Genomic DNA, 23611 nt, shown 5'->3' with positions numbered 1-23611 from the left:
CGGAGGCGTCCGCCCATGAACACCCTCATCTTCCGCACCGTCGCGCCATTCCTCACCGCCCTCATGGTGCTCTTCTCGATCTTCGTGTTGCTGCGCGGCCACAACGAGCCGGGCGGCGGCTTCATCGGCGGGCTGATCGCGGTGTCGGCGTTGGCGATCTTCGGCATCGCCAACGGCATTGCGGCCGTGCGCAGCGCGCTGTGGTTCCATCCGATGGCGATCTCGGCTTTCGGCCTCTTCATCGCCTGCATCGCCGGCCTGATGTCCATCCTCTTTGCCGTGCCCTTCATGACGGGGCTGTGGATCTATCCCTCGGTGCTCGGCGTCGAGATCCCGCTGTCCAGCGTCATGCTGTTCGATACCGGCGTCTATCTCGTGGTGGTAGGGTCGATCACCTCCATCGCGCTGGCGCTCGAGGCGGAGGACGACGTCTGATGGAAGTGCCCTTCATCCTCCTCGTCGGCCTGTTCTTCGCCGCCGCCGTCTACCTGATGCTGTCGAAGTTCCTGGTGCGCGTGCTGCTCGGCGTCGTGCTGCTCGGCAATGCGGTGAACCTCCTGCTCTTCACCAATGGCCGCATCCTGCGCGAGGTACCGCCGATCATCCCGGCCGGGCGCGACGTGCCGGCGACGCTCACCGCCAATCCGCTGCCGCAGGCGCTCATCCTGACGGCCATCGTCATCTCCTTCTCCTTCTTCGCCTTCCTGCTGGTGCTCGTCTACCGCGCCTACCAGGACCTCGGCACCGACAACGGCAACGAGATGCGCCTGGCGGAGCCGGAGGACGAGCCCCTCCCGCCGACCGGCTACTGACAGGAACCGACCCGCCAATGGCCGTGAACCCGCAAGACCTTTCCGTAGCCCTCGTCACGACGCCGGTCGCGACCGCCGACTGGCTGGTCGTGCTGCCGCCCGCCTGGTGCATCCTTATCGGCGCGGTGCTGCTGATGCTGCGCAAGTCGCTGCATGTGCAGGGCTGGATCGCCGTGCCGGCGCTCGCCGTGCTCGTCGCGCTCGATGGGCTGCTGCTCGCCCATGTCGCGGCGAACGGGCCGGTCACCATGGTCATGGGCCGCTGGCTGCCGCCCTTCGGCATCGCCTTCACGGCGGACCTGACGGGCGTGCTCTTCGCGCTTTCCGGCGCGGTGGTGGCGCTGGCGGGCGGCGTCCATGCGCTCGCCGATATCGACGGCAGCGGCCGGCGCTACGGCTTCTACCCGTTCCTGCTGCTCCTGATGGCCGGCGTTTCCGGCGCCTTCCTGACGGGCGACATCTTCAACCTCTATGTCTGGTTCGAGGTGCTGCTGATCTCGTCCTTCGGCCTCATCACGCTCGGCTCCGAGCCGCGCCAGATCGACGGCGCGATCAAATATGCCTTCCTCAACCTCATCGCGACGACGCTCTTCCTCATCGCCACCGGCTATCTCTACGGCGTCTTCGGCACGCTCAACATGGCCGACATCGCCGCCAAGGCGGCGGCCGGGCGTGAAAACCTGCCGCTGATGACGCTCGCCACGCTCTACCTCCTCGCCTTCGCCATGAAGGCGGCGGCCTTCCCGGTGAATTTCTGGCTGCCGGCCTCCTACCACACGCCGAAGGTCGTCGTCTCCGCGCTCTTCGCCGGCCTTCTCACCAAGGTCGGCATCTATGCGCTGCTGCGCACGCTGGTCATGCTCTTTCCCGTCGAGCGCGAGGCGCTGAGCTTCGTCATCGCGCTTGCCGGCGTCGCCACCATGCTCGTCGGGGCGCTCGGCGCGCTCGGGCAGAGCGATATCCGCCGGCTGCTTGGCTATGTCGTCATTTCCGGCATCGGCGTCATGCTGGCGGGCCTGTCGCTCGGCAGCCCCGGCGGCATCGGCGGGGCGATCTTCTATGCGCTGCATTCCATGGTGGTCATGACCGCGCTCTACATGGCGGCGGGGCTGGCGGGACGGCTCGCCGGCTCGTTCGACCTCAACCGGCTCGGCGGGCTTTATACCCGTTCGGCGCTCTTTTCCGCCCTGTCGCTGGTGCTGTTCTTCGCCGTCTCCGGCCTGCCGCCGTTCTCCGGCTTCTGGCCCAAGGTCATGGTGGCAAAGGCCGCCATCGACATCGGCGCCTGGTGGCTGACGGCGGCCGTCTTCCTCACCGGCTTCCTGACCACCATCGCGCTCGGCCGCGTCTTCCTCCTCGCCTACTGGCGCCCCGCCGGGGAGGCCCTGCCGGCCGAAGCGATCCCTATAAGCGCGCTCCTGCCGCTGGCAGCGCTGACGGCGCTCACCGTCGTCTTCGGCCTCTTCCCGGAGGCGCTGCTCTCGACCGTCCAGCACGCCGCCGAGGGGCTTTCCGATCCGCGGGCCTATCTCGGCTCGGTCTTTCCGGGGGTGAACTGACCATGCGGCCGACCGTCACCATCGCGCTCTTCGCCCTCGTCTGGCTCGCCGTCTCCGGCAGCTTCACCGTGCCGAACCTCCTGCTCGGCATCGCCGCCGGCGCCCTGTCGCTGGCGCTGATCCGCGGCCACATCCAGCGGGACGGCCGACGCCTGCGGCCGCTGAAGATCCTCTCGCTGCTGGCGCTCTTCATCAAGGAACTGGCGCTCTCGGCCTTCAAGGTCGCGGTGCTGGTGGCGAGCCCGAAAATGGCGCTGAAGCCCGGCATCTTCGCCTTCCCGCTGACGGTCGACCGGGATTTCGAGATCACGCTGCTCGCCAACCTCATCACGCTGACGCCGGGTACGCTCTCCGTCGACGTCTCGGCGGATCGCATGGTGCTCTACGTGCATGCCATCGACTGCTCCGACCCGGCCGGCGCGCGGCGCGACATCGCGAACGGCTTCGAGAGGAAGATCCTGGAGGCTTTCCGCTGATGGACGCGCAAACGATCATCTCCGCCGCTGCCGCGATCGCACTTCTCCTGATGTGCGCGGCCTTCTTCCTGACGGCCTTCCGCGTCGTCCGGGGGCCGACGCTGCCGGACCGCATCGTCGCGCTCGACATGCTGGTCGCCATCGCCATCGGCTTCATCGCGCTCGTGGCGATCCGCACGGGCTTCAACCTCTATATCGATATCGCCATCGCGCTCGGCCTCGTCGGCTTCCTGGCGACCGTCGCCTTCGCGCGCTTCGTCATGCGGCAGGGCATGGAGGCGGGCGAGGAGAGCGAGGCACTTGCGGAAGGGCGCAAGCGGGAAAAGGCGGGCAAGCGGAGGAAACGCCGATGACGGAGATGATCCTGGCGCTCGTCGTCGCCGTCATGCTGGTGGCGGGCGGCATCTTCACCTTCCTCGCCGCCGTCGGCCTCGTGCGCCTGCCGGACGTCTATACGCGCATGCACGCGGCCTCCAAGGCCGGCACCGTGGGCTCGGGCCTGATGCTGCTTGCGGCAGGCATCCACGCCTTCGACATCGCGATCCTCACCCGGGCGCTCGCCGGCTTCGTCTTCTTCGTGCTGACGGCGCCGGTCGCCGCCCACCTCGTCGCCAAGGCCGCCCATGGCGCGGGCTATCGCCTCGCGCGCGCGACCGTGATGGACGATATGCGCGAGGCAGAGAAGCGCAACGCCAAGAAGCGTTGACATTTGGTTTATAGATCATGGCCGGAATTTGAGTATCCACTGAATTTCAGCGGATAGATTGAAGGCGTGAAAGCTCTTTCTGTGCTTTGTCAAAATAATACTGGACAATCAAACCGGGAATGATATTTCAGGCGAAGTAAAGCATTCCGGTTGATTTAGCGCCTGCATCGATTTCCTGTCTAAGTTGAGTTCCTGCCGTAGTCGCGCGAATGCGGTATTGATGACGGCAAGAGAATCGCTGAAAACAGCGGCCGCTGTAGTGAAAAGTTATATTGGCGTAAAATGCCGCTGTTTCGAACGTCATCGTTCGCGCGAGCATCGTTTTGCCACATAATCAGCTCGAAGTAAGGCTTTATCCGGAATTCAGGAACGCGGTCGTCAGCAGCGCTTTCGACTACAACGATATCCGACAGGAGAAAGAAATGACAGAAACAACCCTTGGCGCCGGCTCCAATCTTCTCGTCGAGCTTACTGCCGATATCGTTGCGGCCTATGTCGGCAACCATGTCGTGCCGGTCTCGGAGCTGCCGGGCCTGATCGCCGACGTGCATGCGGCGCTCAACAACACCACGCAGCCCGTCGCCACCGTCGAGGCGCCCGTCGCCGCCGAGAAGCCGAAGCCGCCGGTGCCGGTGAAGAAGTCCGTGCAGAACGACTACATCATCTGCCTCGAGGACGGCCAGAAGTTCAAGTCGCTGAAGCGCCACCTCATGACCCACTACGGCATGACCCCGGAAGAATACCGCGAGAAGTGGGACCTGCCGGCCGATTACCCGATGGTCGCTCCCGCCTATGCCGAGGCCCGCTCGCGCCTCGCCAAGGAAATGGGCCTTGGCCAGCGCCGCAAGGCCGGCAAGTAATCCAGCGCGACCTGCTGCCAATTTAAAGGCCGGTGCCGTGAGGCGCCGGCCTGATGCTGCCAGCAAAGTCCCGAAACCTCTCCCTGGTCATGCTCGGGCTTGACCCGAGCATCCACAAGCCTCGGGACCAGCGACGGGAACGAGGGTGCCGATAATCCAAGGCCGGAGCCGCAAGGCTCCGGCCTTTTGCGTTGCGGAGAAGCCGGCAAGGCCGTGTCTTTCGCGCAAAGCTCTGCAAGGGAAAAGGAATATAAGCCTATATCGGGGACGCCTGTCACAAATATATGAAGAAATTCAACGGATGATTGCGCCAGGGTGCTTCATTCATCCTCGCCCATCCTCTAGGGTGTATGAATAAATTCCTATCAACGGAGTGGCCAGTCATGCACCAGTTCATCGTTTCCCAGAGACGGTCGTCCCGAGCGGTTCCACCTTGCGCCGGCCCCGCGCCGGAAGTCAAGGGCGCCGGATCTGGCATGGAGCCGGGCGAGGGGACGCGTGCCGCCCGCCGGACGATGGCCGTGCAGGAGCCGCCGACGGTGCCGGCGCCCGTCGCCTGCCGCATCGTGCGCCAGCTCGTTCTGGAGATGACGGCCCTTGCGGGCGAGCGCCCGCTCTGGCGCCGCGACAGCCGCCGCACCACCTGCCATGTGCGCCAGATCGCCATGTATGTCTGCCATGTCGTGCTGCGGCTCTCGCTGTCGGAGATCGGCATGGCCTTCGGCCGCGACCGCACCACGGTCGGCCATGCCTGTAACGTGGTGGAGGATCGCCGCGACGATGCCGCCTTCGACGCCTTCGTCTCGGCCATCGAGCGCGTCGTCCTTTCGGTGTTCGGCCCGGCGGGGATCGGCAGCCATGAGTGACGCGACCGCACGGAAGAATGCCGCCGACCTTGCGAAACTCCTGCGCTTCCTGCTGGCGGCCGGCGAAGCGCGCCTTGAGGGCGAGGGCACGCTCGCCGCCCCCGGCGGCAGGGCGCAGTCCGTCTCCCCCGAGATCCTCGGGGAGGCCCTCAGCCTCGGCCTCGTCCGCCGCGACGGGAACCTGCTGGCGGCGACGCCGGAGGCGCGCGCGCATCTGCGCCGCCGGCTCTGCGAGGCGGAAACACCCTTCGCCGGCCAGCACCGGGATGTCGGGGAGGTCGTCGTGCTGCGTGACGGCGTGCGCGAAAAGGCGCTCGCCAACCGCCTCGAATCGCCGCTGGCCGGCCTTTCACGGTTGAAGGAGAAGTCGGGCGACGCCTATCTTCCGGAAAGCGCGCTCGCCGCCGGTGAGCGGCTGCACGCCGATTTCACCCGCGGCGGCCTCCAGCCGCGCATGACCATGTCCTGGGAGCCGCGCATCGCCGGCCGCCAGAAGGGCGAGGCCGGCGCGTCGCGCGACCTTACCGACACGGCGCTCGCCGCGCGCCTGCGCGTCGCCCGCGCCATCGAGGCGATGGGCCCGGAACTCTCCGGCGTCGCCCTCGACGTCTGCTGCTTCATGAAGGGGCTGGAAACCGTGGAACGCGAACGCCAATGGCCCGCCCGCTCCGCAAAACTCCTCCTGCGCGCCTCCCTGATGGCGCTCGCCCGACACTACGCCCCGTGCGAGCACCGGAGGAATCGGATGAGCGCATGGAAAGGGGAGGATTAAGAAAATTGGATTCGTAGCTTTTTGTGCTTGGGTGGGAAATGAAGTTTGTTTCTTCTTATAAGAAAAATTTGGGCCCTTCAGTATTGAATTGTAATATAAATTAACTTGGCACGAATGGCGGGCATCTGCAATTAATGCTGGAGTTTTCTGATGCCGTAATCTATGGGAGGTTGTTGTAATCGGCATCAAGAACGGAGTTCGGTGTGGGGTGGCGTTGGGTCACGCACGGGGTCTTGCCCCTTGCGATAATTTTCTTCTTGGTGGCTTGGCGAGAATACACCTTCGGCGGCTTCTTGGCCGTATTTTTCATGCTATGTACCGTTGCACTGCCATTGATGGCGTTAACGGGGCGGATCATCACCGCCTCTTCGGTCATGGGTAGCGCCCTCGTAATGCTGGACATTGCCGACCGAATTAAGCACAAGCAATTGCGGCAGCATTTACATCATCAGGATATCAATATAATCCTGCAGTTCGTGCACGACGGGAATATCGGATTTTTCGTTCAATATTTTTCCATTGCCGTTCCAGTGTTTATTGTCATTTCTTTTTCAATTTTCTTCATAATATTTTTCTGGCGTTACGAGTGTAGGAATTCGGAGAGGGTGGAATTCCCTTACATTTATACTATTATTCTGGCGGCCGGATCTGTTTTTTCCATGAATGCATTCATGAATAGTAATTACATGGCGGCCGTCCGGCAGCAATCGCCTCCCCGTGTAATGGCCGACAGGTCCGCAGTTCGGGCCTCCGGGCTGCTTGCCGCGTGGTCGGAGAGCCGTGCGCTCTCAAGGACCCTCAATGCGGATCGCGCGGCATTCGTGGGAAGGGAGGCGAAGGAAGAGAAACGTTTCTGCGAAAACTGTCCCGATATTGTTATCATTCATCTGGAGTCCGTGTACGATCCAAAGGTCGAGAAGGCCTATGAGGACGTTCCACCGCTTCTCGACCTTGTTGGCGACAAAATTGAAAAATGGGGAACGTCGATCAGGGTGAACACGTGGGGCGGAAATAGTGTCGTTACCGAATTCGAAGTGGTCTGTTCGATCAATCACGAGCTGTTTTCTTGGGGCGGGCTTCAGCCGCACATAAATGTATCTCCCTTCTTCAAGGGGTGTCTCGGAAACGAACTGAAGAGGTTGGGATATAAGAGCAGTGTGCTCTATTCGTTGAACGGCAGCTTTTCCAACGTACGTGCTGCCTTCTCTCGATATGGATTTGACGATTTTCGCGATTTTGAAGCGCTGGGGTTGCCAGAAAAATGGAGCGAGCTCCGTGATCGCCTAGTCTATGAGCGGCTTATGAGTGATCTGGGCAAGGCGAGGAAGTTCCCGCGTGCATATTTCGTATCGACCAACTGGAATCACGGGCCGCACGGATTTCAAAATCTGCCGGAGAAGCTTGCCGGGTCGAAGGAAAGGTTTGCCGGGCCCTATGATCCCGCACAAGCGGATTCGCCCGCGCTGGCCGACTATGTCAACCGCCTGAATGACAGTGTAACCGCCCTCAACGCTCTTCTCGTTTATGTGCAGTCAGCGCCATTTCCAATCGTTGTCATGGCCTATGGAGACCATCATCCGTCGTTCGACAAGAATTACTCGGCGCAGAGCCTCAGGGTGCTGAACGATCCGGATTACTACACACCATTGATGATGTTTCGTAATTTCCGGGCAGAGATGCCGGAGGCGATGGTGACTCTTCCTGTAGAGGAGAGCGCCTATCAACTCGCGCGGTTTGCCGGCATAGCACCGCTCTCAAGCCTGGAACTGATCCACCAGATTCAGTCGAGATGTGAGAACGACCAGAGAAAATGCTCAGAGGCGGATAAAAGCAGGTTGCGGGCGATTCATCTGGAGAAATAGGCAGAAGTGGGCTGTTCGGATGCCCGCTCGAGCACGATGCTTGTAGCGAGCTTGCGGTTTGTCAGGGTCAGCCTGTTTATGGGATCGCCTTCTCCAGCAACCGCATAGGCCCGTTTCTGGCCATTAGTGGTGAAAGTTCCGCAATTTACACCACAGATGCCGTCTCCAATAATACCGTCAATTCTGCCCCTGCCGGTTTTCAGATAGCCACTCCCATCAATGCTGACCGGTGTACCTTTGCGCATACTGAAGCGGGCAAGTTCGTTATCCTTGCTTGAAACATCGACAACCACCCACTCCCCTTTCAGGGAATGAACGGCCTCATTGGAGAAATGCCAGACTCCCAACGTGGCCAGAAGACCCGCTGAAAGAGCGCCGAGGTTCCATCCCGCATATTTTTTCGAAACAGCCATGTTGTTTTCGTTGATCTTGAATTGCCGTCGTTCGGCAACCATTTGGCCGCCTGCCATCTAGGCGTTCATGGCGGTTGCAAGATCAACTGTCAATTGGCGTTGTCATGGAATTGTCAAAAGGCAATGCACCCTGCGAACACTTCTTGTTCTTTCGCTCGCCGTATGAAGGTGTGTATCGACGCCTCCTACGCCGCCACCCGCATCGCCGCTTCCTCGCGGATGCGGCGCACCATCGAGCGCAGGCCATTGGCGCGCTGGGAGGAGAGGTGTTCGACGAGGCCGATCGTGTTGAAGGTGTCGATGGCGTCGAGGGCGGCGATGTCGGAGGCGTGCCTGCCGGAATAGATGGCGAGCACGATGGCGACGAGGCCGCGCACGATATGGGCGTCCGAATCGCCCTCGAAGGTCATCACCGGGTCGGCGCCGCCCGCGCTGTGGCTGACGAGCCAGACCTGGCTGGCGCAACCCTGCACCTTGTTGGCCGCGGTGCGCTGGTCTTCCGGCAGGTCCGGCAGCGCCTTGCCGAGCTCGATGACATAGCGGTAGCGGTCCTCCCATTCGTCGAGGAAGGCGAAGTCGTCGATGATCTCTTGCAGCGTGGCCATGTTCCGTTCCGTCCGGGCTATCGCTTTCATATAGGCGAGCCGGCCGGCCATTTGAACCGGAAACCGCCGCGCGCAAAAAGAAACGCCGCAGGGAACGGGTCCATGCGGCGGTTGCTAGGCAACGAGTGAGGCAGGCAGAAACTTGGATGGCAATGCCGCAGAGGCTGCGGGATCGCGTCTTGGAAGAAGGGCGGCGTCAGCCCTTGTGGTCGGGGCGGCGGGTCGGCACGGCGATGGTGCCGGTGATGACCTCGTCGTCGGCGTCGATCCCGGCGACGGCCGGAAGCGGCTGGTTCAGCGCTTCCTTCTTTGCCGGCTCGGCCGTGGCGACATCCTCGTCGGCGAACTGCGTGTCGAGGAACTGGTAGGCGATGCGGGCGCCTTCACGGGCCCGGTGACCGAGGGCGACGAAGGTCTCGCTGCCCTTCTGGCAGACATCCGGCTTTTCGGCGCACATGCCGGTCACATAGTTGAGCGCCTCGCTGGCGGCGCTGAACGTGTCGCCGATCTCGACGGTCGGCCCCCTGTTCAGCTTGTCGGAGGATTCCGGGTCCAGGAAGGGGAGCAGGACCAGAACCAGTGAGAACCAGAACGTTCCCTTGATCAGAAACCACATCGCTTGCCATCCTCGTTGGTGCCCCGGCTCTTTGCGGCCGTCGGCTCGTTTGGTCCTTGGCGAACCGTTGATGCGAGAATAGGGGCCGGAAGGAAATTCCCCTTTGCTGGAAAAGCTCGGGTTTTGCCCAGTTTTGATTAAAATGCGATCTATTTCGCACTTTACCGGCATTTGCGGCAGATTTTAGCGATCCGCGTTAAGGATGATGGCGCGCCATCGGGGCCCAAGCTGCCGGAATGCCGGGAAGGGGGCTGGAGGCCCCTTGCCCCAAAAGTTAATATGAACAGAAAAATGCCGCAAAATGAGGCGCTTACGCCCCGTTAACCACGCCGGACGAATGGCCGTTGGATTGCCCCGAAATGGGACCTTTGGGCCTTTTTCGCCCGCTTCCGGCCCCTGCCGTTTATCCTTTCCTTAAGTCGCCGATGCGATTTTGGCCTCACAGAAAAGAACATGAACGGCAGGGTTTTGCGTTGCGCCAATTGACCATCATCGCGGACAGAATGGCAGCCCGTCTGGGCGCCGTTGCTGGCGTTGCTGGCGCGGGCGCCGCCGATGCGCGCCCCTCCGCCTCGCTGCGTGCGACGACGCTGGCGCTGCTTGCCGCCGTGCCCGGTCTGCCGCTGGCGCTCTCCGCCGTCCTGCCCGCTTCCGCCGCGCTCCCGGCAGGCGTCGCGCTTGCCGGCGCCGGCGCGCTGCTTTCGGCCGCCGTCACCTCGGTGCGCCGCCCGAAGCCGCTCCCGCACAAGAGCTTTACCGAGACGATGGCGGAAGCCGCGCCGAGCGACGTCTCGCCCTACGATCTTTTCGCCGGCCTCGTCACGCTGCACGATGCGCGCGGCTTCGTCACCGCCGTGCACGGCCGCGACCGCGCCGACATGCTCTCCTGGATGCGCGATCCGGCAGGCCGCGGCTATCTCGACCAGATCCATGTTTCCGACCGCATCGCCTTCCTCGCCGCCATCGACCGGCTGCGCCAGGGCGGCGCCCGCGAGACGGTGGATATCCGCATCGACCGCCCGCGCATCGAGGCCGATGCCGAGCAGTTCATGCACATGCGCGTGGAGATGACGGCGCTTGCCGGCCCCGACGGCGCGCTCGCCGCCGTCGTCGCCCAGTCGCGCGACATGTCCGACGAGGCGCGGCTGCGCAACGAGAATGCGCGCAAGGCCGAGGAGGCCGAATCGGCCAACGACGCCAAGACGCGCTTCCTCGCCGCCGTCAGCCACGAGCTGCGCACGCCGCTCAACGCCATCCTCGGCTTTTCCGACATTCTCGCCGGCGAGTATTTCGGCCGGCTGGAGAACGATCGCCAGCGCGAATACGTCGCGCTGATCCACCAGTCGGGCTCCCATCTCCTGTCGGTGGTCAACACCATGCTGGACGTCTCGAAGATCGAGGCGGGCCGCTACGAGCTTCTGACGGAGCCTTTCCTCGTCGCCGACAGCGTCAAGGCCTGCGAGCAGATGCTCGGCCTCCAGGCGCGCGAGAAGGGCATCAAACTGACGAGCCGCGTGCCGCGCGCCATCGGCGAGGCCGTCGCCGACCAGCGGGCGATCCAGCAGATCCTCATCAACCTTGTCGGCAACGCCATCAAGTTCACCGACCGCGGCGGCATCGTCACCATCGATGCGGCGCGGGAAGGCCGCGACCTCTTGCTGACGGTCAGCGACACTGGCATCGGCATTCCCACCGACAAGCTGGCGTCGATCGGCCAGCCCTTCATGCAGGTGCAGAACGAATATACCCGCAAATACGAGGGCACCGGCCTCGGCCTGTCGCTGGTCAAGGGCCTCGTCGCGCTGCATGGCGGCAGCTTCGTCGTCGAGAGCCGGCCGGGCGAGGGCACCGTCATCACCATCCGCATTCCGGCGGACGGGTCGGGCGTGGCGCGCGAGGGGGACCCTCGTCCCGCGGCGGCGTCCACCGTCGATTTCCCGCCGCGCCTTGCAGCGGGGGCCGAGACCGTTTACCAGCCGTCGGACGATGGCAAGGACACGCAAGATGAACGCGCACGTCAGAAGACAGCCTGAGCGGCGGCCCCAGGGTCAGGCCCGCAAGGGCGGGTCTCGCGGGCGCAGCCAGCCGCAACGCCGGCCGAATATCGTGATCGCCGGGCTTTCCGCCCTCGGCGGGCTCGCCGCGCGCCATCCGGGCGTGATCGGCGGCGTCTCGGCCTTCGTCGTCGTCTTCTCATTCGTGGCGGCCAATGCGCTCTGGTACCAGCCGGGCGGCCACCCGTCTCCGTTCCTGAAGACCCGCTCGGCCGACAATTCCCTCGGCTTCACCGCCACCCGGCCGGAGCCGCACGACCAGACGACCTTCGTCATCGAGCGACTGGAGGAGGGCGAGGCTCTGCCGGAAGTGACCGATGTGACCCCCGCCGAGCGCCCCTTCGACGAGGTGGCGAGCCTCATCGAGAAGCAGCCTGCGGCAGCGGGCACGCAGGCGAGCGCCAAGGACGAGGCGGACCCTGTCGCCGCTGCCATCCTGCGCGCCGAGGCCGATCCCGGCGTCACCTCGGCAGTCGCAAGGCCCGTGCCGAGCGAACTGGTGATGCAGATCCAGAAGGGCCTCAGCAACATCGCCTATACGGACATCGCCGTCGACGGCCTGATCGGCGAGAAGACGCGCACCGCGATCCGCCATTTCGAGAAGCATTACCGCCTTCCGGTCACCGGCGAGCCGAACGAGCAGGTCCTCGCCAAGCTCAAGGACATCGGCGCGCTGTAGCGCCCGCCGCGTGGGGCCCCGGACATGCGCCTTCGCACCGATATCTTCGTCTCCGCCCTGATGCGCCGGGTCTTCGCTCGCGGCGATTTCGCCGCCGTGGAGGCCAAGGGCGCGGAGGAGGCGGGGGCGGTCTTCGTGCGCCAGGTCTTCCGCGACGGCGCGGAAAGCCTCCACGCACCCGCCCCGCAAAGCTTTTTCGACGAGGACGACAGCGGCACGCGGCTCTTCGAGACGCGGCTCGCCCGGGTGGAGGCGGCCACGGTCACTGAAGCCGTGGCGCGCGAACGCCGCTTCGACGGCGATCTCTGGGTGGTCTCCATCGAGACGGACGATCTCGGCGATCTCATCGCGTTTGCCGGGGCGGAGCCGAAGGACGACGGGTTCTTCCGGCGATAGACGGGAGCGCCTCATCCGGTATTGGCGAAGCGCCCCGCATCCCGCTGCCGCGACCTTCTCCCCGCAGGCGGGGAGAAGGGGTTGTGCCGCGCCGTTTTCCCCAACCAAGGAGCTGTCGTGGGGCATGTCCTCTCTGCCTGCGGCAGGGCCATCGCACTTGAAGGAAACCGTTCCTCCATCTCCCTCCTTCCCAGCGGGGAGAAGGGAGACGCCGCACTGTTTTTCCGATCTCCGGCACTGCGTGGGCACGTCCTTTTTCCCGGCTTGTGGGGAGAGGATTAGGGTGAGGTAGCGGCACCGCCGAGGCGATCTCATCGATCTCGCTGGGATCAAGCCGAAGGGCGATGGATTTTTCAGGTTAAAGGAAAGCCCTCATCCGGCATTGGCGATGCGCCCCTCATCCGGCCTGCCGGCCACCTTCTCCCCGCAGGCGGGGAGAAGGGGATATGCCGAACCGGCTTCCCAAATAACTACCGCGCGTGGGGCACGTCTGCTCTCCCCGCTTGCGGGGAGAGGGTTAGGGTGAGGGGCAGGCCTCCGCATGACGCCCTGTTCCGCCGGGAACAGCAGCCCACCTCCGGTCATGGCAAAAGGAAGACACACAGGCAGCGGCCTGTGCGAACCCCTGGAGAGACCCATGCTGATCGTGCTGCCTGCCCTCGCTCTGCTGATTTCAGGAATGTTCGTGCTGACGACGCTGGCCGCGCTTTCGGCCTCACAGGACGAGGGCTCGGTCCGCGCGCCGGTGCGGCGCAGGGTGTTTTGAGAGTGCGTCAGCCGGCGGCGCTTTGCCGGCCGGGTCCTGGGAATGCGTCCCGATGCGCCTGCGCCCTGGCCGGGGCATCGTCGCCATTGGCGGCCTTCGGCAGGCCGTCGCCGTTGGTGTAGCGGTCCGCCCTCTGCCAGCTCTCGACCCGGCGGGTCGCCTCGGCGGGATCGAGCGAGGCGACGAGCGTCTCGGCCCCGCCTTCGGCCAGATGCGGATAGATCGTCCGTAGCACGAAGAGGCCGTCGGCCTCCGCCACGCCGAGCGCCAGCAGCGTCTCGCCGAGCTGCCGGCCCGAGACATCGAGAAGGATGCGTTCGGAAAGCCACTGGCTGGACGCGAGCGCATCGGCGAGCGTCACCGCGATCATGCCGACATCGCCCGAGCGCGCGAAGCGCACGAACAGCGCCTGATGGATCTCGCTCGCCGGCACCAGCCGGACGGGCGCCTCGGCGGCGGGCGTCGCCGCGCGCACGAGCGCGCGCAATTCCGCACGGATCTCCTCTTCCCGCTCCAGCCGCGCGGCCTCGCGAAGGGCCTGCGCGCGGTCCTCGCCGGTCCTGCGGCTGGCATGGTCCTGATGGGTGCCGACCAGCGCCTCGATGACGGCGGGGGAAAGATCGTCGCGCCGGCCGATGGCGCGGGCGTGGTCCGGGCCGGTGGCGCGCAGGATGTCGAGCAGCGTGCCGTCGGTTATCGCCTTCGAGCCCATCAGGAAGATGGCGGCGATGCCGATCGGCTGGCGCGCGATGAACAAGGCGGTCTCCTGCGGCACCTGCGGGCAGCGCGAAAGGGCGGCGACGGCCTGCCGGCGCGCTTCATCGCTGGAAGCGGCATAGAGCTGCTCGAAAAGTTCGCCGAACTGGGCGAGATCCGACCGCGACGGAAAACGCAGGCTCTCGAAGCTGGAGACCGTGGCCATCAATACGATGTCCTTCGGCCGCCCGGCTTGCGGTCTCTCCAGTTCGCGAAACCTGTCCGCCACGAAACACCTGTCATCCCCGGACCGGCAGCCCCCTGCCGATCCCCATGTCACTCATGAAAAGTAGAGGAAAATCCTTAGCGAGCCGTTAACCTTGCCTGTTCGTAAACGATAGCGAATACAAGGAACTATACTGTCCGGTTCCGGGATTTTCCCTGTGTGGCGGCAGGTTGCGGCGGCCTTGCCCAGGGCGCCGTTCGTCGTTGCCATGCTTCATGCTAGAGTGGCGAAACGACGTTGCCGTGCGTGCTGTGGTTTCCGGGGAAAACGGGGATATTCACGGCTTTCACGTATTTTAGGCCACACTAATGCCCAACTTGCCCGTTTTTTCCCGGTCTTGCGCGCACCGCTTTGTCCCGCGTTTTACCCACGGCCGTTTTCCGTGCGGTATCGGAGTAGCGCTTGAAGAAAGGCCGGCCTTTGCCGGTCCCCTTTCCACCGGGCGCGCATTCAGCGCTACATCTTAACGGGAATTTTAGGAATGTCTGATAGACGTCTCGTAAACGGAGACACTCTCATGAAGCCGATCGCCAGCACTGTCCGCATCGTTTCCATCGCCCTCGTCGCGCTTGCGACGACGGCTGCCACGGCGATGGCCGTGTCGGGGACGGGGGCCTTCTACACGGTCGGCAACGATCATGGCGGCATGATCGTCGATTACGCACTCAAGGCGGCACAGCTCGAGCAGACGGGACAGCCGGTGAAATTCAGCGGCCGCTGCGATTCCGCCTGCACCATCTATCTCGGCCTTGCCGAGGATCAGCTCTGCGTCACGCCCGCCGCGCGCTTCGGCTTCCACCTGCCGTTCGGAAGCTCCTCGCAGGGCAACAGGGTCGCCGCGACCTATCTGCTGAAGAAATATCCGCGCTGGGTTCTCGGCTGGCTGAGGGACAATGGCGGGCTGAACCGCAATCTCAAGGTCATGCCCTACGAATATGTCAGCCAGCATATCAGGCCCTGCGAAACGCAGGTCACGGATTTGTAAAACGGTTGATGCCCGGGTGCGAGAACACTCTAGACCGGGCGGTTGACATGGAACGAACAATATAAAGAGGCCAAGGGAACGCGTGTCCCCTTGGCCTTTTTCGTTGCGATGTTCAGGCAGTGACCGCTGCTGCGGTTCCTTGCTTAGTGATGGCCGCCGCTGCCGCCACCGCCGCCGCCGCCACCGCTGCCGCCACCGCCGCCGTTGCCACCATTGCCGCCGCTACCGCCGTTGCCGCCGTTACCGCCGCCCTGGTTGCCACCGTTGCCGCCGCCGCCACCGCCGCCGCCGCCGCCGCCGCCGTTGCCGTTACCGCCATTGCCGCCGCCGCCGCCATTGCCGCCGTTGCCGCCGCCCTGGTTGCCACCATTGCCGCCGCCGCCGCCATTGCCGCCGTTACCGCCGCCCTGGTTGCCACCATTGCCGCCGCCGCCGCCATTGCCGCCGTTACCGCCACCCTGGTTGCCGCCATTGCCGCCGCCGCCGCCATTGCCGCCGTTACCGCCGCCCTGGTTGCCACCATTGCCGCCACCGCCGCCATTGCCGCCGTTGCCGCCGTGGTTGTTGCCACCATTGCCGCCGCCGCCGCCATTGCCGCCGTTGCCGCCATGGTTGTTGCCACCATTGCCACCGCCGCCGCCATTGCCGCCGTCACCGCCATGGTTGTTGCCACCATTGCCGCCGCCGCCGCCATTGCCGCCGTTGCCGCCATGGTTGTTGCCACCATTGCCGCCGCCGCCGCCATTGCCGCCGTTGCCGCCATGGTTGTTGCCACCATTGCCGCCGCCGCCGCCATTGCCGCCGTTGCCGCCATGGTGGTTTCCACCATTGCCGCCACCGCCGCCGTTGCCGCCGTCACCGCCGCCGCCACCACCGTGGCCATGACCGTGCCCATGTCCATGACCGTGGCCATGCCCATGACCGTGCCCATGTCCGCGACCGGGGCGCCAATCGTCGTAATCACCATTTCCGCCGCGGTCGGCGACGCGTACGAAGCCGCTGCCGCTCGTGTCGGTTCCGGGAGAAAGGACGACAGCGGTCGATGCAAGAGCCGTGCAGGCAGTCAGCTCGTTCTTGAAGCGCCGTTGTACATCCTTGAGCGCAGCCATGTCGCCGGAGGCGAGGGCTGCTTCGCAGGCGCTTTCCGCGCGAGCTTGTCGGGATGTTTGTGCGTCAGCATATGTAGCAAAAAAGCCAACGCAGGCCGCAACTGTAGTTGCGGAGAATAGGATTCTACGCGAAAACATGACTAATCCTCTCAGTGTTGCTTAGTAATGAAGAACGCCACCTTCTATTTCGTGTGGCGTTAACGATACATTAGCCACCTTTGATGGAAATTTCAATTTCTTAATCAGGGGTTGCTAAAAAGGAAATGGAATTTTTACTTCAAAAATACTCCTAAATATATCCCGGATTATCTTTTTTACTATTAATATTAGAGATCGCTTTTTTGTGTCTATTTTTGCGCCCGGCATGCATTATTCCACGTATTTTCTCACAATATATTAAATTAGAAATATATAATATGCGACAATGTTAAGCGATGGAAGGCCGATCCGGCCCGTCCGCTCCCGAAAAGCTGCGAAGGGCTTCCCATCAATGTATATCTAAATTAGTTTATTGTAATATTTTGGGATGGAGGACCGGATGCAGATGGAAGCCGTGCGGGAGTCTCAAGCGAAGGAGGGCGGCTTTCCCGACTCACTTGCGGCCTCGGGCGGGGCCGGGAAGAGGGGCCCTGGCGGGGTCCTGTTCCCTGCGAAACAGCGCGAAGATGCGTTCCTGCTTATTCTTAACAGGCTGTTAACCCGATCACCGTTATTTCTGGGGACATGGATCGGCTCGTCACTCTTGAAAGACGTGCTATGATTCGACCAGGAAGCGGGGTCCGCCCTCGGGCGCGCCGCTTCGGCAGGGAAAGGTGCGATGTTCCGGATACCGGACGGCCGCCAGACACATTCCCGTGAAAGGGAAACTTCTGGTCCCGTATCGCCGTTTTCCACCCGTATGCGACAGGGATGACGATGCGCTCCTGCCGCGTCCGGGTGACGGAACCGGAGGCACCGGCCCGTTCGAGCGGGCAGGGTGAGATTTGTAGGGGTACTTCATCCGTCTCGATTCTTCTCTTGGAGGCGAGAATGGCAGACGTGGTACGAATGAGCGAATGGCGCACGCGAATGCCGCGGCGCGAGGCCGGCCGCCCGGAGGCGCCGGCGAAGATCCTTCTCTTTACCGGCGTGCGCTACGAGCGCCTGACGCCGGCCATGATCGCGCCCCGCGGCAAGACGGCAAAGCGCGGCGCCCAGGATACGGCCCGCCGGCCCTGAAGCGGCCTTGGCTGTCGACCCTTGCCCGCGCCTACTGGTCGGGCGTGAAGGGCTCGCAGCTTGCGTCCGCAAGAAAGCCGTCGGCGGCTTTCCGCCGGCTCTCCGTCGGCACGAAGGTGCGCAGCACCGCATAGCCTTCCTCTCCCCGCATCTCCACGAGGATCGACTGCTCCAGTTCCGGCGGCACCGCCTTGCGGATGCCGATGAGTTGGATGGGCGTTGCGATCAGCGTGTCGAGTGCGCCCGAGACCGACGTGCGGTCGTTCATGCTGAAGACCTCGTTGGAGGCCTCGTCATAGACGGCGAGCGACCAGAAGGGCACGTCGCCTTCCGCATAGAGGCGGATCGGGCCGTTCTCGACCGAGAAGGTGCAGACGGAGGTCTCCATCGCCGGGTCGTCGTTGATCGGCGCCAGCGTGTCGCCGGGCTTTTCCGCCAGCTTGTAGAAGCGGTTCGCCTCGCCGAGGCTCTGCACGCGTGTATAGGCGTCGCGGCCGGTGAAGCTCGGCAGGGAAAGGATGATGACGATATGCAGCAGCGCCGCGCCGATCAGGCCGATGGCGATGGCGTAGAGGAAGCTACGCATCGGCGCAGTCCAGCCGCTTGATGCCGGGCATGGCAAGGTCGATGACGCCGGAGCTGCCGGCCGTCGGCGTGTCGAGGAGCGTCATGACGAGCAGGAACGAGGCCCGGCCCTCCGGCACGGCGAGCCAGTTGCCCGGCATGGCGGAGGAGGCGATGTCGATCGAGAAGTCGCCGTCGGCGCCGCGCAGCACCGACCAGGCGTTGATGCCCGTCGGCAGGTCCGGCCGCGCGCCGGCGAGCGGATTGCCGCGTGCGTCCGTCGCATGCAGCGTCCACAGGCGGGCCGGCGGGGTGATGCCGGTAATCTCGTAGCGGCAGTTCTCGACCAGCGTGCGGCGATCGCTGTCCGTCGCGGCGGTGAAGACGAGGCCTTCCGCCCCGCCGAGCAGCAGCTTTCCATCGCGCGCGCGGTGCGCCTTGGCATAGGGGTCGGCATCCACGGTCTGCGCTGCCGGGAAGGCCGTCCACGGCCCAAGCGTGATGGCGCCGAAGCCGACTGTCGCCCTCAAGGCATAGATCGAGCTCAGGATGCCGAGGCCGAAGGCGACGGCGAGCGCTGTGGCGATGACGAGGGGCGTGCGGAACAAGACGATCGGACCGTTGGAATCAGCTGGAGTTTGTCAGGGAAAGTGGACCCCGGTTTTCCCGACAAGACAAACGAAAACAAAAAGCAATTCCGGCAGAAGTGCGAAGCGGTCTTGCGTCCGGAACTGCGTCGAAACGAAGAGATAGAGCGTTTTTGCGATTCGGAGAAACGCGGAAACGCTCTATCCGTCACTCTGTCCGCTTCACGGAAGCCCCGTCAAGCGCGGCCACGCGGCCATCGGCCTTCAGGGGCGTTGCCTCGCCGAGCTGCCGGGCGATGTCCTTCAGGAGCCGGGTGACCTCGGAGGAGAGCGAACGGGGACGAACGAGCGCGGGCAGCGGATTGTCGTCGCTCGGCGCCTTGGCGGTCTCGGTGGCCTTCTTGCCGTCCGGCAGCGGGTTCTCGATGCCGGGGATGGGGCGAAGCTCGATGCCCTGGTGGGCATAGTCCATCAGCCGCTTGAAGGTCATGGCCGGCAGCGAGCCGCCCGTCATGTTGTTGGTCGAGGTATAGTCGTCGTTGCCGAACCAGACGGCGGCCGTGTAGTTGCCGGTGAAGCCGACATACCAGGCATCGCGATAGGCCTGCGTCGTGCCCGTCTTGCCGCCCGAGACGATGCCGCGGTCGAGCGCGCCGCGCCGCGCCGTGCCGTTGACCGGGATGGTGACGAAGATGCGGTTCATCGAGCTGTTCGCCTCCTCGGAGAGCACCCGCCTTGCCGGCGGCGCGTCGCGGCCGAAATCGTAGAGGATCTTGCCGTCGTAGTTGAGGATCTGGCTGATGCCGTGGCGGCGCGACTGCATGCCGTCGGCGGGAAAGACGCCATAGGCCGTCGCCTGGTCGAGCACGGTCAGCTCCGAGGTACCGAGCGGCATGGTCTTGTCGGTGCGCAGCGGCGTTTCCACGCCCATTTCCTTGGCCATCTCCGCGATGCGCTTGGTGCCGAGCTTGTCCTTGGCGAGGCGCACCGGCACGGTGTTGATGGACTTCGCCATGGCGGTCATCAGCGTGATGCGGCCGGCATAGCTGCGGCCGTAGTTCTGCGGCGACCAGCCGCCCCAGCTGATCGGCGCGTCGACGATGGTCGTCTCCGGCTTCATGCCGGATTCCATGGCGGCGGCATAGGTATAGGCCTTGAAGGAGGAGCCCGGCTGGCGCAGCGCCCGGGTGGCGCGGTTGAACTGGCTTTCGCCATAGTCGCGCCCGCCGACCATGGCGCGCACCGCCCCGCCGTTCTCCATCATCACCAGCGCGCCCTGCTTGACGCGGTAGCTCTCGCCATACTGGCGAAGGCCGCTCTCGACGGCCTCCTCGGCGGCGGCCTGAAGGCCCATGTCGATGGTCGTGCGCACGATGAGCGAATGCTGCGCGAAGGGCCTTGCGATGCGCTGCACCTCGTCGAAGGCCCAGTCGAGGAAGAAGTCCGGCGCGGTCTTCTCGTTGCGGTCGATGACGCTCGCCGGGTTGCGCCGCGCGGCGATCACCTGGCCCTCGGTCATCAGGCCGCCCTGCACGAGGTTGCTCAGCACCTCGTTGGCGCGGGCGCGCGCCGCCGGCAGGTTGACATGCGGGGCATAGCGGGCGGGCGCCTTGAAGAGGCCGGCCAGCATGGCGGATTCGGCAAGGTTCACATCCGTCACGTTCTTGCCGAAATAGAACTGCGCCGCCGCCGCCACCCCGAAGGTGCCGCCGCCCATATAGGCGCGGTCGAGATAGAGCCGCAGGATCTCCTTCTTGGAAAGGTTCGCCTCCAGCCACAGCGCCAGGAACGCCTCCTTGATCTTGCGCTCGATGGTGCGCTCGTTGGAGAGGAACAGGTTCTTGGCGAGCTGCTGGGTAAGCGTGGAGCCGCCCTGCACGACGCCGCCGGCGCGCGCGTTCTCGTTCATGGCGCGGGCAAGGCCGAGGAAGTCGATGCCGAAATGGGTGAAGAAGCGGCGGTCCTCCGTCGCCAGCACCGCCTTGATCAGGTGGTCCGGCAATTCGTCGATGGGAACGGAATCCTCGTGGATGATGCCGCGATGGCCGATCTCGTTGCCGTAGCGGTCGAGGAAGGTGACGGCGAAGTCGCTCTGGTTGCGCCAGTCGCCCTTGGTCTCCTCGAAGGCGGGCAGCGCCAGCGCCAGAAGCAGCACGAAGCCGGCGCTGCCGAGGTTCATGCCCTCGCCGGCGACCTCGAAGGCGGCCTTCTTCCAGCCTTTGACGTGGAAGCGCCGGGAGAAGATGGTGATCTCCTCCCAGATCTCCGCCGCGCGGAAGCCGGCGTTCCAGACCGTGGAGTCGATCCAGGAATCGATGCGCAGGAAGATATGCCGCTTGCGGCGGCGGGGTTTTTCGGGCTTCTGGCTGTCGTCTTCCACGATCGCATACCTTGTGACGGGATGGGTGACGGGACGGCCCGCAGCCTGCCCGGGTCTGGTTAACGTCCTGTCACCAGCGGTTTATTCGGCCACGATATCAGCCTTTTGAAGACAACAGAACGGATTTTGCGGGGAAGGGCGCGGGGGCAAGGGCCTTGACCTTTGGCCGCAAGGGGTTCAGGGGTCGGGCATGACGACCAATACTGCGCAAAAGCCCGGCGACCTGCCGTTCTGGAAGACCAAGACGCTTGCCGAGATGAACGACGCGGAGTGGGAGAGCCTGTGCGACGGCTGCGGGCTCTGTTGCCTCAACAAGCTGGAGGACTGGGACACCGGCGAGATCGCCTGGACCTCCATCCGCTGCGTGCTGCTCGACGGGGAAAGCTGTCGCTGCTCGGACTACGAGAACCGGCAGGCAACCGTGCCCGACTGTATCCGCCTGACGGTGGAGAGCGTCGCCGAAATTTCCTGGCTGCCGCCGACCTGCGGCTACCGCCTCGTCCGTGACGGCCACGACCTCTACTGGTGGCACCCGCTCGTCTCGGGCGATCCCGACACCGTACACCAGGCCGGCATCTCCGCGCGCGGGCGCACCGTCAGCGAGGAGGGCCTCGATATCGACGACTACGAGGATTACCTCGTGACGTGGCCGCTGGAAGTGGGCGAGGGCAAGTAGCGCCCCAAGAGCGTTTTCGCTTTTCTCCGGATCGCGAAAGTCGCTCCATCTCCTTGTTTCCACGCAATTGCGGACGCAAGCCGCCGCGCACTTTTGCCTAGTGAAGGCTGGCGGCGGCGAGCTTCTTCGGCGCGACATTGCGCCAGGCGGTGCCGATCAGCGCGCGCACCCGCTCGCCGTCCGCATCGTCGAAATAGAGCGAGGTCCAGCCCTTCTGTCCCCAGCCGCCGGGCACCGGCGCGCAGAGGCCGGGATCGGTCTCCAGCACCAGCGATTGCTGGTCCCGCGTGAACTTCAGGACCGCGCGGCCGGGCTCGGGCAGGGTCATGAACACCTTCTCGCCCACCCGGAAGTCCCGCTTCCCGAAATGGGCGCTTTCCCGCGCTCCCGGCATGCCGAGCGCCATCGTGATGAGGTCGTCGGATATCATGGCCGAAGGATAGCACCGAACGGCCCCTTGGAAAAGTTTTCGGCCAAAATAGGAAAATAGTCCTTGACGGCGTCACGGTCGTTTGCTAGGGTTATGTCATGGTCGGAAAGGTGCGGGCGGCGGGTTCGCCGGGCTTTCCGGAGGCTGAAGGTTCGGCGATGGCCGCCCGCGGCCGGCCAGGGCAGTTCCGCCACGGCGCGTCGCGCTTCTGGAATTGTACAGAAACCCTGGTGATGAGGCATGTCCGCTTTCGGAGAGAGGCGGGGGTGCCCGGATGAGATTTTGGCAGGCGCTCGTTCCTTTCGGACCGGGCGCCTTTTCATTTTCGGGCCTTGCGATGGAAACGGATATGACGATCGAACTCGACCTCTACGGCATCCTGCCGGAATGGGCGGTCTATGACGGGCTTTCGGCAAAGGGCGCGGGCTTCGAGAGCGGCGCGGCGCCGGTGCTGGACACCAAGTCGGAAGCGCCGGGCGATGCCTTCCTCGACATGCAGGCCATGCTTCTCGAAATGACCAAGGAGCTGCGCGAGCGCTTCCAGCGCTTCCAGAGCCAGAAGGTGCTGGCCGAGCGCGATGCGGACGATGCCGGCGACGAGGCCGCGCGCAAGCTGGCCCAGACCGACGCCAAGGCGGCTATCGAGGCCGTCTCGCTGATCGTGCGCACATTGGAGAAGATCGACAGCCTGCAGCGCACGCTGATCGCCGGTCGCACCGAGGCGGAAGCCGGCGGAGAGGACGACGAGGCGGCGCTGATGGCGGAATTCGACCGGCTGGTGGAAGAGCGCGTGAAGGAGCGGATGCATGCCGCGAAAGAGGAATGGATGCGGGAAGCCGGGGCTGGCGGCGATGCTGCCGCGGCCATGGAAGGCGGGCCGTAGGGAGCGGCTGGCCTGCCGGGCGGCGCGCAAGAAATTGGACAGGACTGTGAAGGCGGCGGCCGCGGGCTTGAGGATGATCGAGGAACGACGGGCGGCACTGGCGGAAGCGGGCGATGCGCTGGAGGCGGGGCTAGGGCGGCGAGGTGCGGTCGGTGAAGACTGCCCCTCATCCCCCTGCCGGGACCTTCTCCCCGCAAGCGGGGAGAAGGGGATCGGGGACATGCCTCATCCTCCGGCAACGACCGATGGGAAGGAAACCCTGGCATCCCACCCTTCTTCCCGCCTGCGGGGAGAAGGTCCCGGCAGGGGGACGAGGGGCTCGCTCGACGCGCCCTCCTACGAAATCGCGTCTGAT

Annotated in this window: 28 protein-coding genes; 19 read left to right on the top strand and 9 right to left on the bottom strand. The window is 64.4% G+C overall.

Annotated elements, in window-relative coordinates; all coding sequences use genetic code 11:
* The first annotated feature begins 15 nt into the window (after nucleotides 1-15).
* The 9 genes from ACZ1A1_RS16370 to ACZ1A1_RS16330 all read left to right on the top strand — a co-directional run bounded on the left by ACZ1A1_RS16370 (nucleotide 16) and on the right by ACZ1A1_RS16330 (nucleotide 6051).
* Nucleotides 16-435: a Na(+)/H(+) antiporter subunit B gene (locus ACZ1A1_RS16370; protein WP_463620717.1), complete on the top strand. Its 420-nt coding sequence runs from the start codon at nucleotides 16-18 to the stop codon at nucleotides 433-435.
* Nucleotides 435-812 (top strand): Na+/H+ antiporter subunit C, encoded by a 378-nt coding sequence (locus tag ACZ1A1_RS16365; RefSeq protein ID WP_460929673.1) that lies wholly within the window; start codon nucleotides 435-437, stop codon nucleotides 810-812. Before ACZ1A1_RS16370 ends, ACZ1A1_RS16365 begins: the two co-directional genes overlap by 1 nt.
* 17 nt (nucleotides 813-829) lie before the next feature.
* Nucleotides 830-2371 (top strand): Na+/H+ antiporter subunit D, encoded by a 1542-nt coding sequence (locus ACZ1A1_RS16360; protein WP_463620716.1) that lies wholly within the window; start codon nucleotides 830-832, stop codon nucleotides 2369-2371.
* A gap of 2 nt (nucleotides 2372-2373) precedes the next feature.
* Nucleotides 2374-2847, top strand: coding sequence for a Na+/H+ antiporter subunit E (locus tag ACZ1A1_RS16355; protein ID WP_463620715.1), 474 nt, complete (start codon nucleotides 2374-2376; stop codon nucleotides 2845-2847).
* A complete protein-coding gene (locus ACZ1A1_RS16350) occupies nucleotides 2847-3200 on the top strand; it encodes a cation:proton antiporter (RefSeq protein ID WP_463620714.1) in 354 nt (117 codons plus the stop codon). The genes ACZ1A1_RS16355 and ACZ1A1_RS16350 overlap by 1 nt, the downstream gene beginning before the upstream one ends.
* Entirely contained in the window at nucleotides 3197-3553 is a 357-nt protein-coding gene (mnhG, locus tag ACZ1A1_RS16345) for a monovalent cation/H(+) antiporter subunit G (RefSeq protein WP_454635508.1), read from the top strand. Before ACZ1A1_RS16350 ends, mnhG begins: the two co-directional genes overlap by 4 nt.
* Before the next feature lie 422 nt (nucleotides 3554-3975).
* On the top strand, nucleotides 3976-4413 hold the full coding sequence (locus ACZ1A1_RS16340) for a Ros/MucR family transcriptional regulator (RefSeq protein ID WP_119258210.1): 438 nt from the start codon (nucleotides 3976-3978) through the stop codon (nucleotides 4411-4413).
* Nucleotides 4414-4928: 515 nt separating this feature from the next.
* Nucleotides 4929-5279: a helix-turn-helix domain-containing protein gene (locus tag ACZ1A1_RS16335; RefSeq protein WP_463620889.1), complete on the top strand. Its 351-nt coding sequence runs from the start codon at nucleotides 4929-4931 to the stop codon at nucleotides 5277-5279.
* Complete coding sequence (locus tag ACZ1A1_RS16330; protein ID WP_463620712.1) at nucleotides 5272-6051, top strand: DUF6456 domain-containing protein; 780 nt, start codon at nucleotides 5272-5274, stop codon at nucleotides 6049-6051. The genes ACZ1A1_RS16335 and ACZ1A1_RS16330 overlap by 8 nt, the downstream gene beginning before the upstream one ends.
* Before the next feature lie 160 nt (nucleotides 6052-6211).
* On the opposite strand, the gene ACZ1A1_RS16325 is transcribed toward ACZ1A1_RS16330, so the two are convergent.
* Nucleotides 6212-6427 carry a hypothetical protein gene (locus ACZ1A1_RS16325; RefSeq protein WP_463620711.1) on the bottom strand — a complete coding sequence of 72 codons (216 nt, stop codon included), beginning with the start codon at nucleotides 6425-6427 and terminating at the stop codon, nucleotides 6212-6214.
* Nucleotides 6428-6443: 16 nt separating this feature from the next.
* Here ACZ1A1_RS16325 and ACZ1A1_RS16320 point away from each other — a divergent pair, with 16 nt between their 5' ends.
* The gene (locus ACZ1A1_RS16320; RefSeq protein WP_463620710.1) at nucleotides 6444-7913 is read left to right on the top strand and encodes a sulfatase-like hydrolase/transferase; all 1470 of its coding nucleotides are present in this window, start codon (nucleotides 6444-6446) and stop codon (nucleotides 7911-7913) included.
* Here the strand turns inward: ACZ1A1_RS16320 and ACZ1A1_RS16315 are convergent.
* The 3 genes from ACZ1A1_RS16315 to ACZ1A1_RS16305 form a co-directional block, all read right to left on the bottom strand.
* Entirely contained in the window at nucleotides 7898-8383 is a 486-nt protein-coding gene (locus tag ACZ1A1_RS16315; RefSeq protein WP_463620709.1) for a hypothetical protein, read from the bottom strand. The two genes, ACZ1A1_RS16320 and ACZ1A1_RS16315, sit on opposite strands and share 16 nt — an antisense overlap.
* Nucleotides 8384-8511: 128 nt before the next feature.
* Nucleotides 8512-8931 (bottom strand): SufE family protein, encoded by a 420-nt coding sequence (locus ACZ1A1_RS16310; protein ID WP_463620708.1) that lies wholly within the window; start codon nucleotides 8929-8931, stop codon nucleotides 8512-8514.
* Nucleotides 8932-9127: 196 nt separating this feature from the next.
* Complete coding sequence (locus ACZ1A1_RS16305; protein WP_415216163.1) at nucleotides 9128-9547, bottom strand: DUF5330 domain-containing protein; 420 nt, start codon at nucleotides 9545-9547, stop codon at nucleotides 9128-9130.
* Nucleotides 9548-10050: 503 nt separating this feature from the next.
* Between ACZ1A1_RS16305 and ACZ1A1_RS16300 the strand changes: the two genes are divergently transcribed.
* The 4 genes from ACZ1A1_RS16300 to ACZ1A1_RS16285 all read left to right on the top strand — a co-directional run bounded on the left by ACZ1A1_RS16300 (nucleotide 10051) and on the right by ACZ1A1_RS16285 (nucleotide 13442).
* Nucleotides 10051-11580, top strand: a complete 1530-nt coding sequence (locus ACZ1A1_RS16300) for a sensor histidine kinase (RefSeq protein ID WP_463620707.1) — start codon at nucleotides 10051-10053, stop codon at nucleotides 11578-11580.
* A complete protein-coding gene (locus ACZ1A1_RS16295) occupies nucleotides 11552-12280 on the top strand; it encodes a peptidoglycan-binding domain-containing protein (protein WP_313194119.1) in 729 nt (242 codons plus the stop codon). The genes ACZ1A1_RS16300 and ACZ1A1_RS16295 overlap by 29 nt, the downstream gene beginning before the upstream one ends.
* Before the next feature lie 24 nt (nucleotides 12281-12304).
* Entirely contained in the window at nucleotides 12305-12676 is a 372-nt protein-coding gene (locus ACZ1A1_RS16290) for a DUF1491 family protein (RefSeq protein WP_463620706.1), read from the top strand.
* A gap of 637 nt (nucleotides 12677-13313) precedes the next feature.
* A complete protein-coding gene (locus ACZ1A1_RS16285) occupies nucleotides 13314-13442 on the top strand; it encodes a hypothetical protein (protein WP_415212381.1) in 129 nt (42 codons plus the stop codon).
* Nucleotides 13443-13449: 7 nt separating this feature from the next.
* Here ACZ1A1_RS16285 and ACZ1A1_RS16280 read toward each other — a convergent pair whose 3' ends face one another.
* Nucleotides 13450-14427, bottom strand: coding sequence for a DUF2336 domain-containing protein (locus ACZ1A1_RS16280; protein WP_463620705.1), 978 nt, complete (start codon nucleotides 14425-14427; stop codon nucleotides 13450-13452).
* A 514-nt stretch (nucleotides 14428-14941) separates the two neighbouring features.
* Between ACZ1A1_RS16280 and ACZ1A1_RS16275 the strand changes: the two genes are divergently transcribed.
* The 3 genes from ACZ1A1_RS16275 (at nucleotide 14942) to ACZ1A1_RS16265 (ending at nucleotide 17736) form a co-directional block, all read left to right on the top strand.
* On the top strand, nucleotides 14942-15409 hold the full coding sequence (locus tag ACZ1A1_RS16275) for a hypothetical protein (protein WP_313194123.1): 468 nt from the start codon (nucleotides 14942-14944) through the stop codon (nucleotides 15407-15409).
* Between the two features lie 149 nt (nucleotides 15410-15558).
* Nucleotides 15559-16638, top strand: coding sequence for a hypothetical protein (locus ACZ1A1_RS16270; RefSeq protein WP_463620704.1), 1080 nt, complete (start codon nucleotides 15559-15561; stop codon nucleotides 16636-16638).
* A gap of 909 nt (nucleotides 16639-17547) precedes the next feature.
* Nucleotides 17548-17736, top strand: coding sequence for a hypothetical protein (locus tag ACZ1A1_RS16265; protein ID WP_313196635.1), 189 nt, complete (start codon nucleotides 17548-17550; stop codon nucleotides 17734-17736).
* A 31-nt stretch (nucleotides 17737-17767) separates the two neighbouring features.
* Here the strand turns inward: ACZ1A1_RS16265 and ACZ1A1_RS16260 are convergent, their stop codons facing one another.
* The 3 genes from ACZ1A1_RS16260 to ACZ1A1_RS16250 form a co-directional block, all read right to left on the bottom strand.
* A complete protein-coding gene (locus ACZ1A1_RS16260) occupies nucleotides 17768-18322 on the bottom strand; it encodes a DUF1254 domain-containing protein (protein ID WP_313196634.1) in 555 nt (184 codons plus the stop codon).
* Complete coding sequence (locus tag ACZ1A1_RS16255) at nucleotides 18315-18908, bottom strand: DUF1214 domain-containing protein (RefSeq protein ID WP_119258915.1); 594 nt, start codon at nucleotides 18906-18908, stop codon at nucleotides 18315-18317. Before ACZ1A1_RS16255 ends, ACZ1A1_RS16260 begins: the two co-directional genes overlap by 8 nt.
* A gap of 187 nt (nucleotides 18909-19095) precedes the next feature.
* On the bottom strand, nucleotides 19096-21270 hold the full coding sequence (locus ACZ1A1_RS16250) for a transglycosylase domain-containing protein (protein WP_463620888.1): 2175 nt from the start codon (nucleotides 21268-21270) through the stop codon (nucleotides 19096-19098).
* Nucleotides 21271-21457: 187 nt separating this feature from the next.
* On the opposite strand from ACZ1A1_RS16250, the gene ACZ1A1_RS16245 reads away from it, so the two are divergent.
* Nucleotides 21458-21943 carry a YcgN family cysteine cluster protein gene (locus ACZ1A1_RS16245; protein WP_463620703.1) on the top strand — a complete coding sequence of 162 codons (486 nt, stop codon included), beginning with the start codon at nucleotides 21458-21460 and terminating at the stop codon, nucleotides 21941-21943.
* Nucleotides 21944-22040: 97 nt separating this feature from the next.
* On the opposite strand, the gene ACZ1A1_RS16240 is transcribed toward ACZ1A1_RS16245, so the two are convergent.
* Nucleotides 22041-22373: an MmcQ/YjbR family DNA-binding protein gene (locus ACZ1A1_RS16240; protein ID WP_203318265.1), complete on the bottom strand. Its 333-nt coding sequence runs from the start codon at nucleotides 22371-22373 to the stop codon at nucleotides 22041-22043.
* A gap of 349 nt (nucleotides 22374-22722) precedes the next feature.
* On the opposite strand from ACZ1A1_RS16240, the gene ACZ1A1_RS16235 reads away from it, so the two are divergent.
* Nucleotides 22723-23256, top strand: a complete 534-nt coding sequence (locus ACZ1A1_RS16235; RefSeq protein ID WP_463620702.1) for a hypothetical protein — start codon at nucleotides 22723-22725, stop codon at nucleotides 23254-23256.
* Nucleotides 23257-23611 lie beyond the last annotated feature (355 nt).

Source organism: Shinella sp. R2-11, assembly GCF_055330205.1.
Note: the sequence above shows the minus strand (reverse complement) of the source record. Positions and strands in the feature narration are given on the sequence as shown.

What these genes read in the sequence shown, in the direction of transcription:
- ACZ1A1_RS16370 (WP_463620717.1), top strand. Translation starts at nt 16, where the DNA reads ATGAACACCCTCATCTTCCGCACCGTCGCGCCATTCCTCACCGCCCTC.
- ACZ1A1_RS16365 (WP_460929673.1), top strand. Translation starts at nt 435, where the DNA reads ATGGAAGTGCCCTTCATCCTCCTCGTCGGCCTGTTCTTCGCCGCCGCC.
- ACZ1A1_RS16360 (WP_463620716.1), top strand. Translation starts at nt 830, where the DNA reads ATGGCCGTGAACCCGCAAGACCTTTCCGTAGCCCTCGTCACGACGCCG.
- ACZ1A1_RS16355 (WP_463620715.1), top strand. Translation starts at nt 2,374, where the DNA reads ATGCGGCCGACCGTCACCATCGCGCTCTTCGCCCTCGTCTGGCTCGCC.
- ACZ1A1_RS16350 (WP_463620714.1), top strand. Translation starts at nt 2,847, where the DNA reads ATGGACGCGCAAACGATCATCTCCGCCGCTGCCGCGATCGCACTTCTC.
- mnhG (WP_454635508.1), top strand. Translation starts at nt 3,197, where the DNA reads ATGACGGAGATGATCCTGGCGCTCGTCGTCGCCGTCATGCTGGTGGCG.
- ACZ1A1_RS16340 (WP_119258210.1), top strand. Translation starts at nt 3,976, where the DNA reads ATGACAGAAACAACCCTTGGCGCCGGCTCCAATCTTCTCGTCGAGCTT.
- ACZ1A1_RS16335 (WP_463620889.1), top strand. Translation starts at nt 4,929, where the DNA reads ATGGCCGTGCAGGAGCCGCCGACGGTGCCGGCGCCCGTCGCCTGCCGC.
- ACZ1A1_RS16330 (WP_463620712.1), top strand. Translation starts at nt 5,272, where the DNA reads ATGAGTGACGCGACCGCACGGAAGAATGCCGCCGACCTTGCGAAACTC.
- ACZ1A1_RS16325 (WP_463620711.1), bottom strand. Translation starts at nt 6,427, where the DNA reads ATGACCGAAGAGGCGGTGATGATCCGCCCCGTTAACGCCATCAATGGC.
- ACZ1A1_RS16320 (WP_463620710.1), top strand. Translation starts at nt 6,444, where the DNA reads ATGCTGGACATTGCCGACCGAATTAAGCACAAGCAATTGCGGCAGCAT.
- ACZ1A1_RS16315 (WP_463620709.1), bottom strand. Translation starts at nt 8,383, where the DNA reads ATGGCAGGCGGCCAAATGGTTGCCGAACGACGGCAATTCAAGATCAAC.
- ACZ1A1_RS16310 (WP_463620708.1), bottom strand. Translation starts at nt 8,931, where the DNA reads ATGGCCACGCTGCAAGAGATCATCGACGACTTCGCCTTCCTCGACGAA.
- ACZ1A1_RS16305 (WP_415216163.1), bottom strand. Translation starts at nt 9,547, where the DNA reads ATGTGGTTTCTGATCAAGGGAACGTTCTGGTTCTCACTGGTTCTGGTC.
- ACZ1A1_RS16300 (WP_463620707.1), top strand. Translation starts at nt 10,051, where the DNA reads ATGGCAGCCCGTCTGGGCGCCGTTGCTGGCGTTGCTGGCGCGGGCGCC.
- ACZ1A1_RS16295 (WP_313194119.1), top strand. Translation starts at nt 11,552, where the DNA reads ATGAACGCGCACGTCAGAAGACAGCCTGAGCGGCGGCCCCAGGGTCAG.
- ACZ1A1_RS16290 (WP_463620706.1), top strand. Translation starts at nt 12,305, where the DNA reads ATGCGCCTTCGCACCGATATCTTCGTCTCCGCCCTGATGCGCCGGGTC.
- ACZ1A1_RS16285 (WP_415212381.1), top strand. Translation starts at nt 13,314, where the DNA reads ATGCTGATCGTGCTGCCTGCCCTCGCTCTGCTGATTTCAGGAATGTTC.
- ACZ1A1_RS16275 (WP_313194123.1), top strand. Translation starts at nt 14,942, where the DNA reads ATGAAGCCGATCGCCAGCACTGTCCGCATCGTTTCCATCGCCCTCGTC.
- ACZ1A1_RS16270 (WP_463620704.1), top strand. Translation starts at nt 15,559, where the DNA reads ATGGCCGCCGCTGCCGCCACCGCCGCCGCCGCCACCGCTGCCGCCACC.
- ACZ1A1_RS16265 (WP_313196635.1), top strand. Translation starts at nt 17,548, where the DNA reads ATGGCAGACGTGGTACGAATGAGCGAATGGCGCACGCGAATGCCGCGG.
- ACZ1A1_RS16260 (WP_313196634.1), bottom strand. Translation starts at nt 18,322, where the DNA reads ATGCGTAGCTTCCTCTACGCCATCGCCATCGGCCTGATCGGCGCGGCG.
- ACZ1A1_RS16245 (WP_463620703.1), top strand. Translation starts at nt 21,458, where the DNA reads ATGACGACCAATACTGCGCAAAAGCCCGGCGACCTGCCGTTCTGGAAG.
- ACZ1A1_RS16240 (WP_203318265.1), bottom strand. Translation starts at nt 22,373, where the DNA reads ATGATATCCGACGACCTCATCACGATGGCGCTCGGCATGCCGGGAGCG.
- ACZ1A1_RS16235 (WP_463620702.1), top strand. Translation starts at nt 22,723, where the DNA reads ATGACGATCGAACTCGACCTCTACGGCATCCTGCCGGAATGGGCGGTC.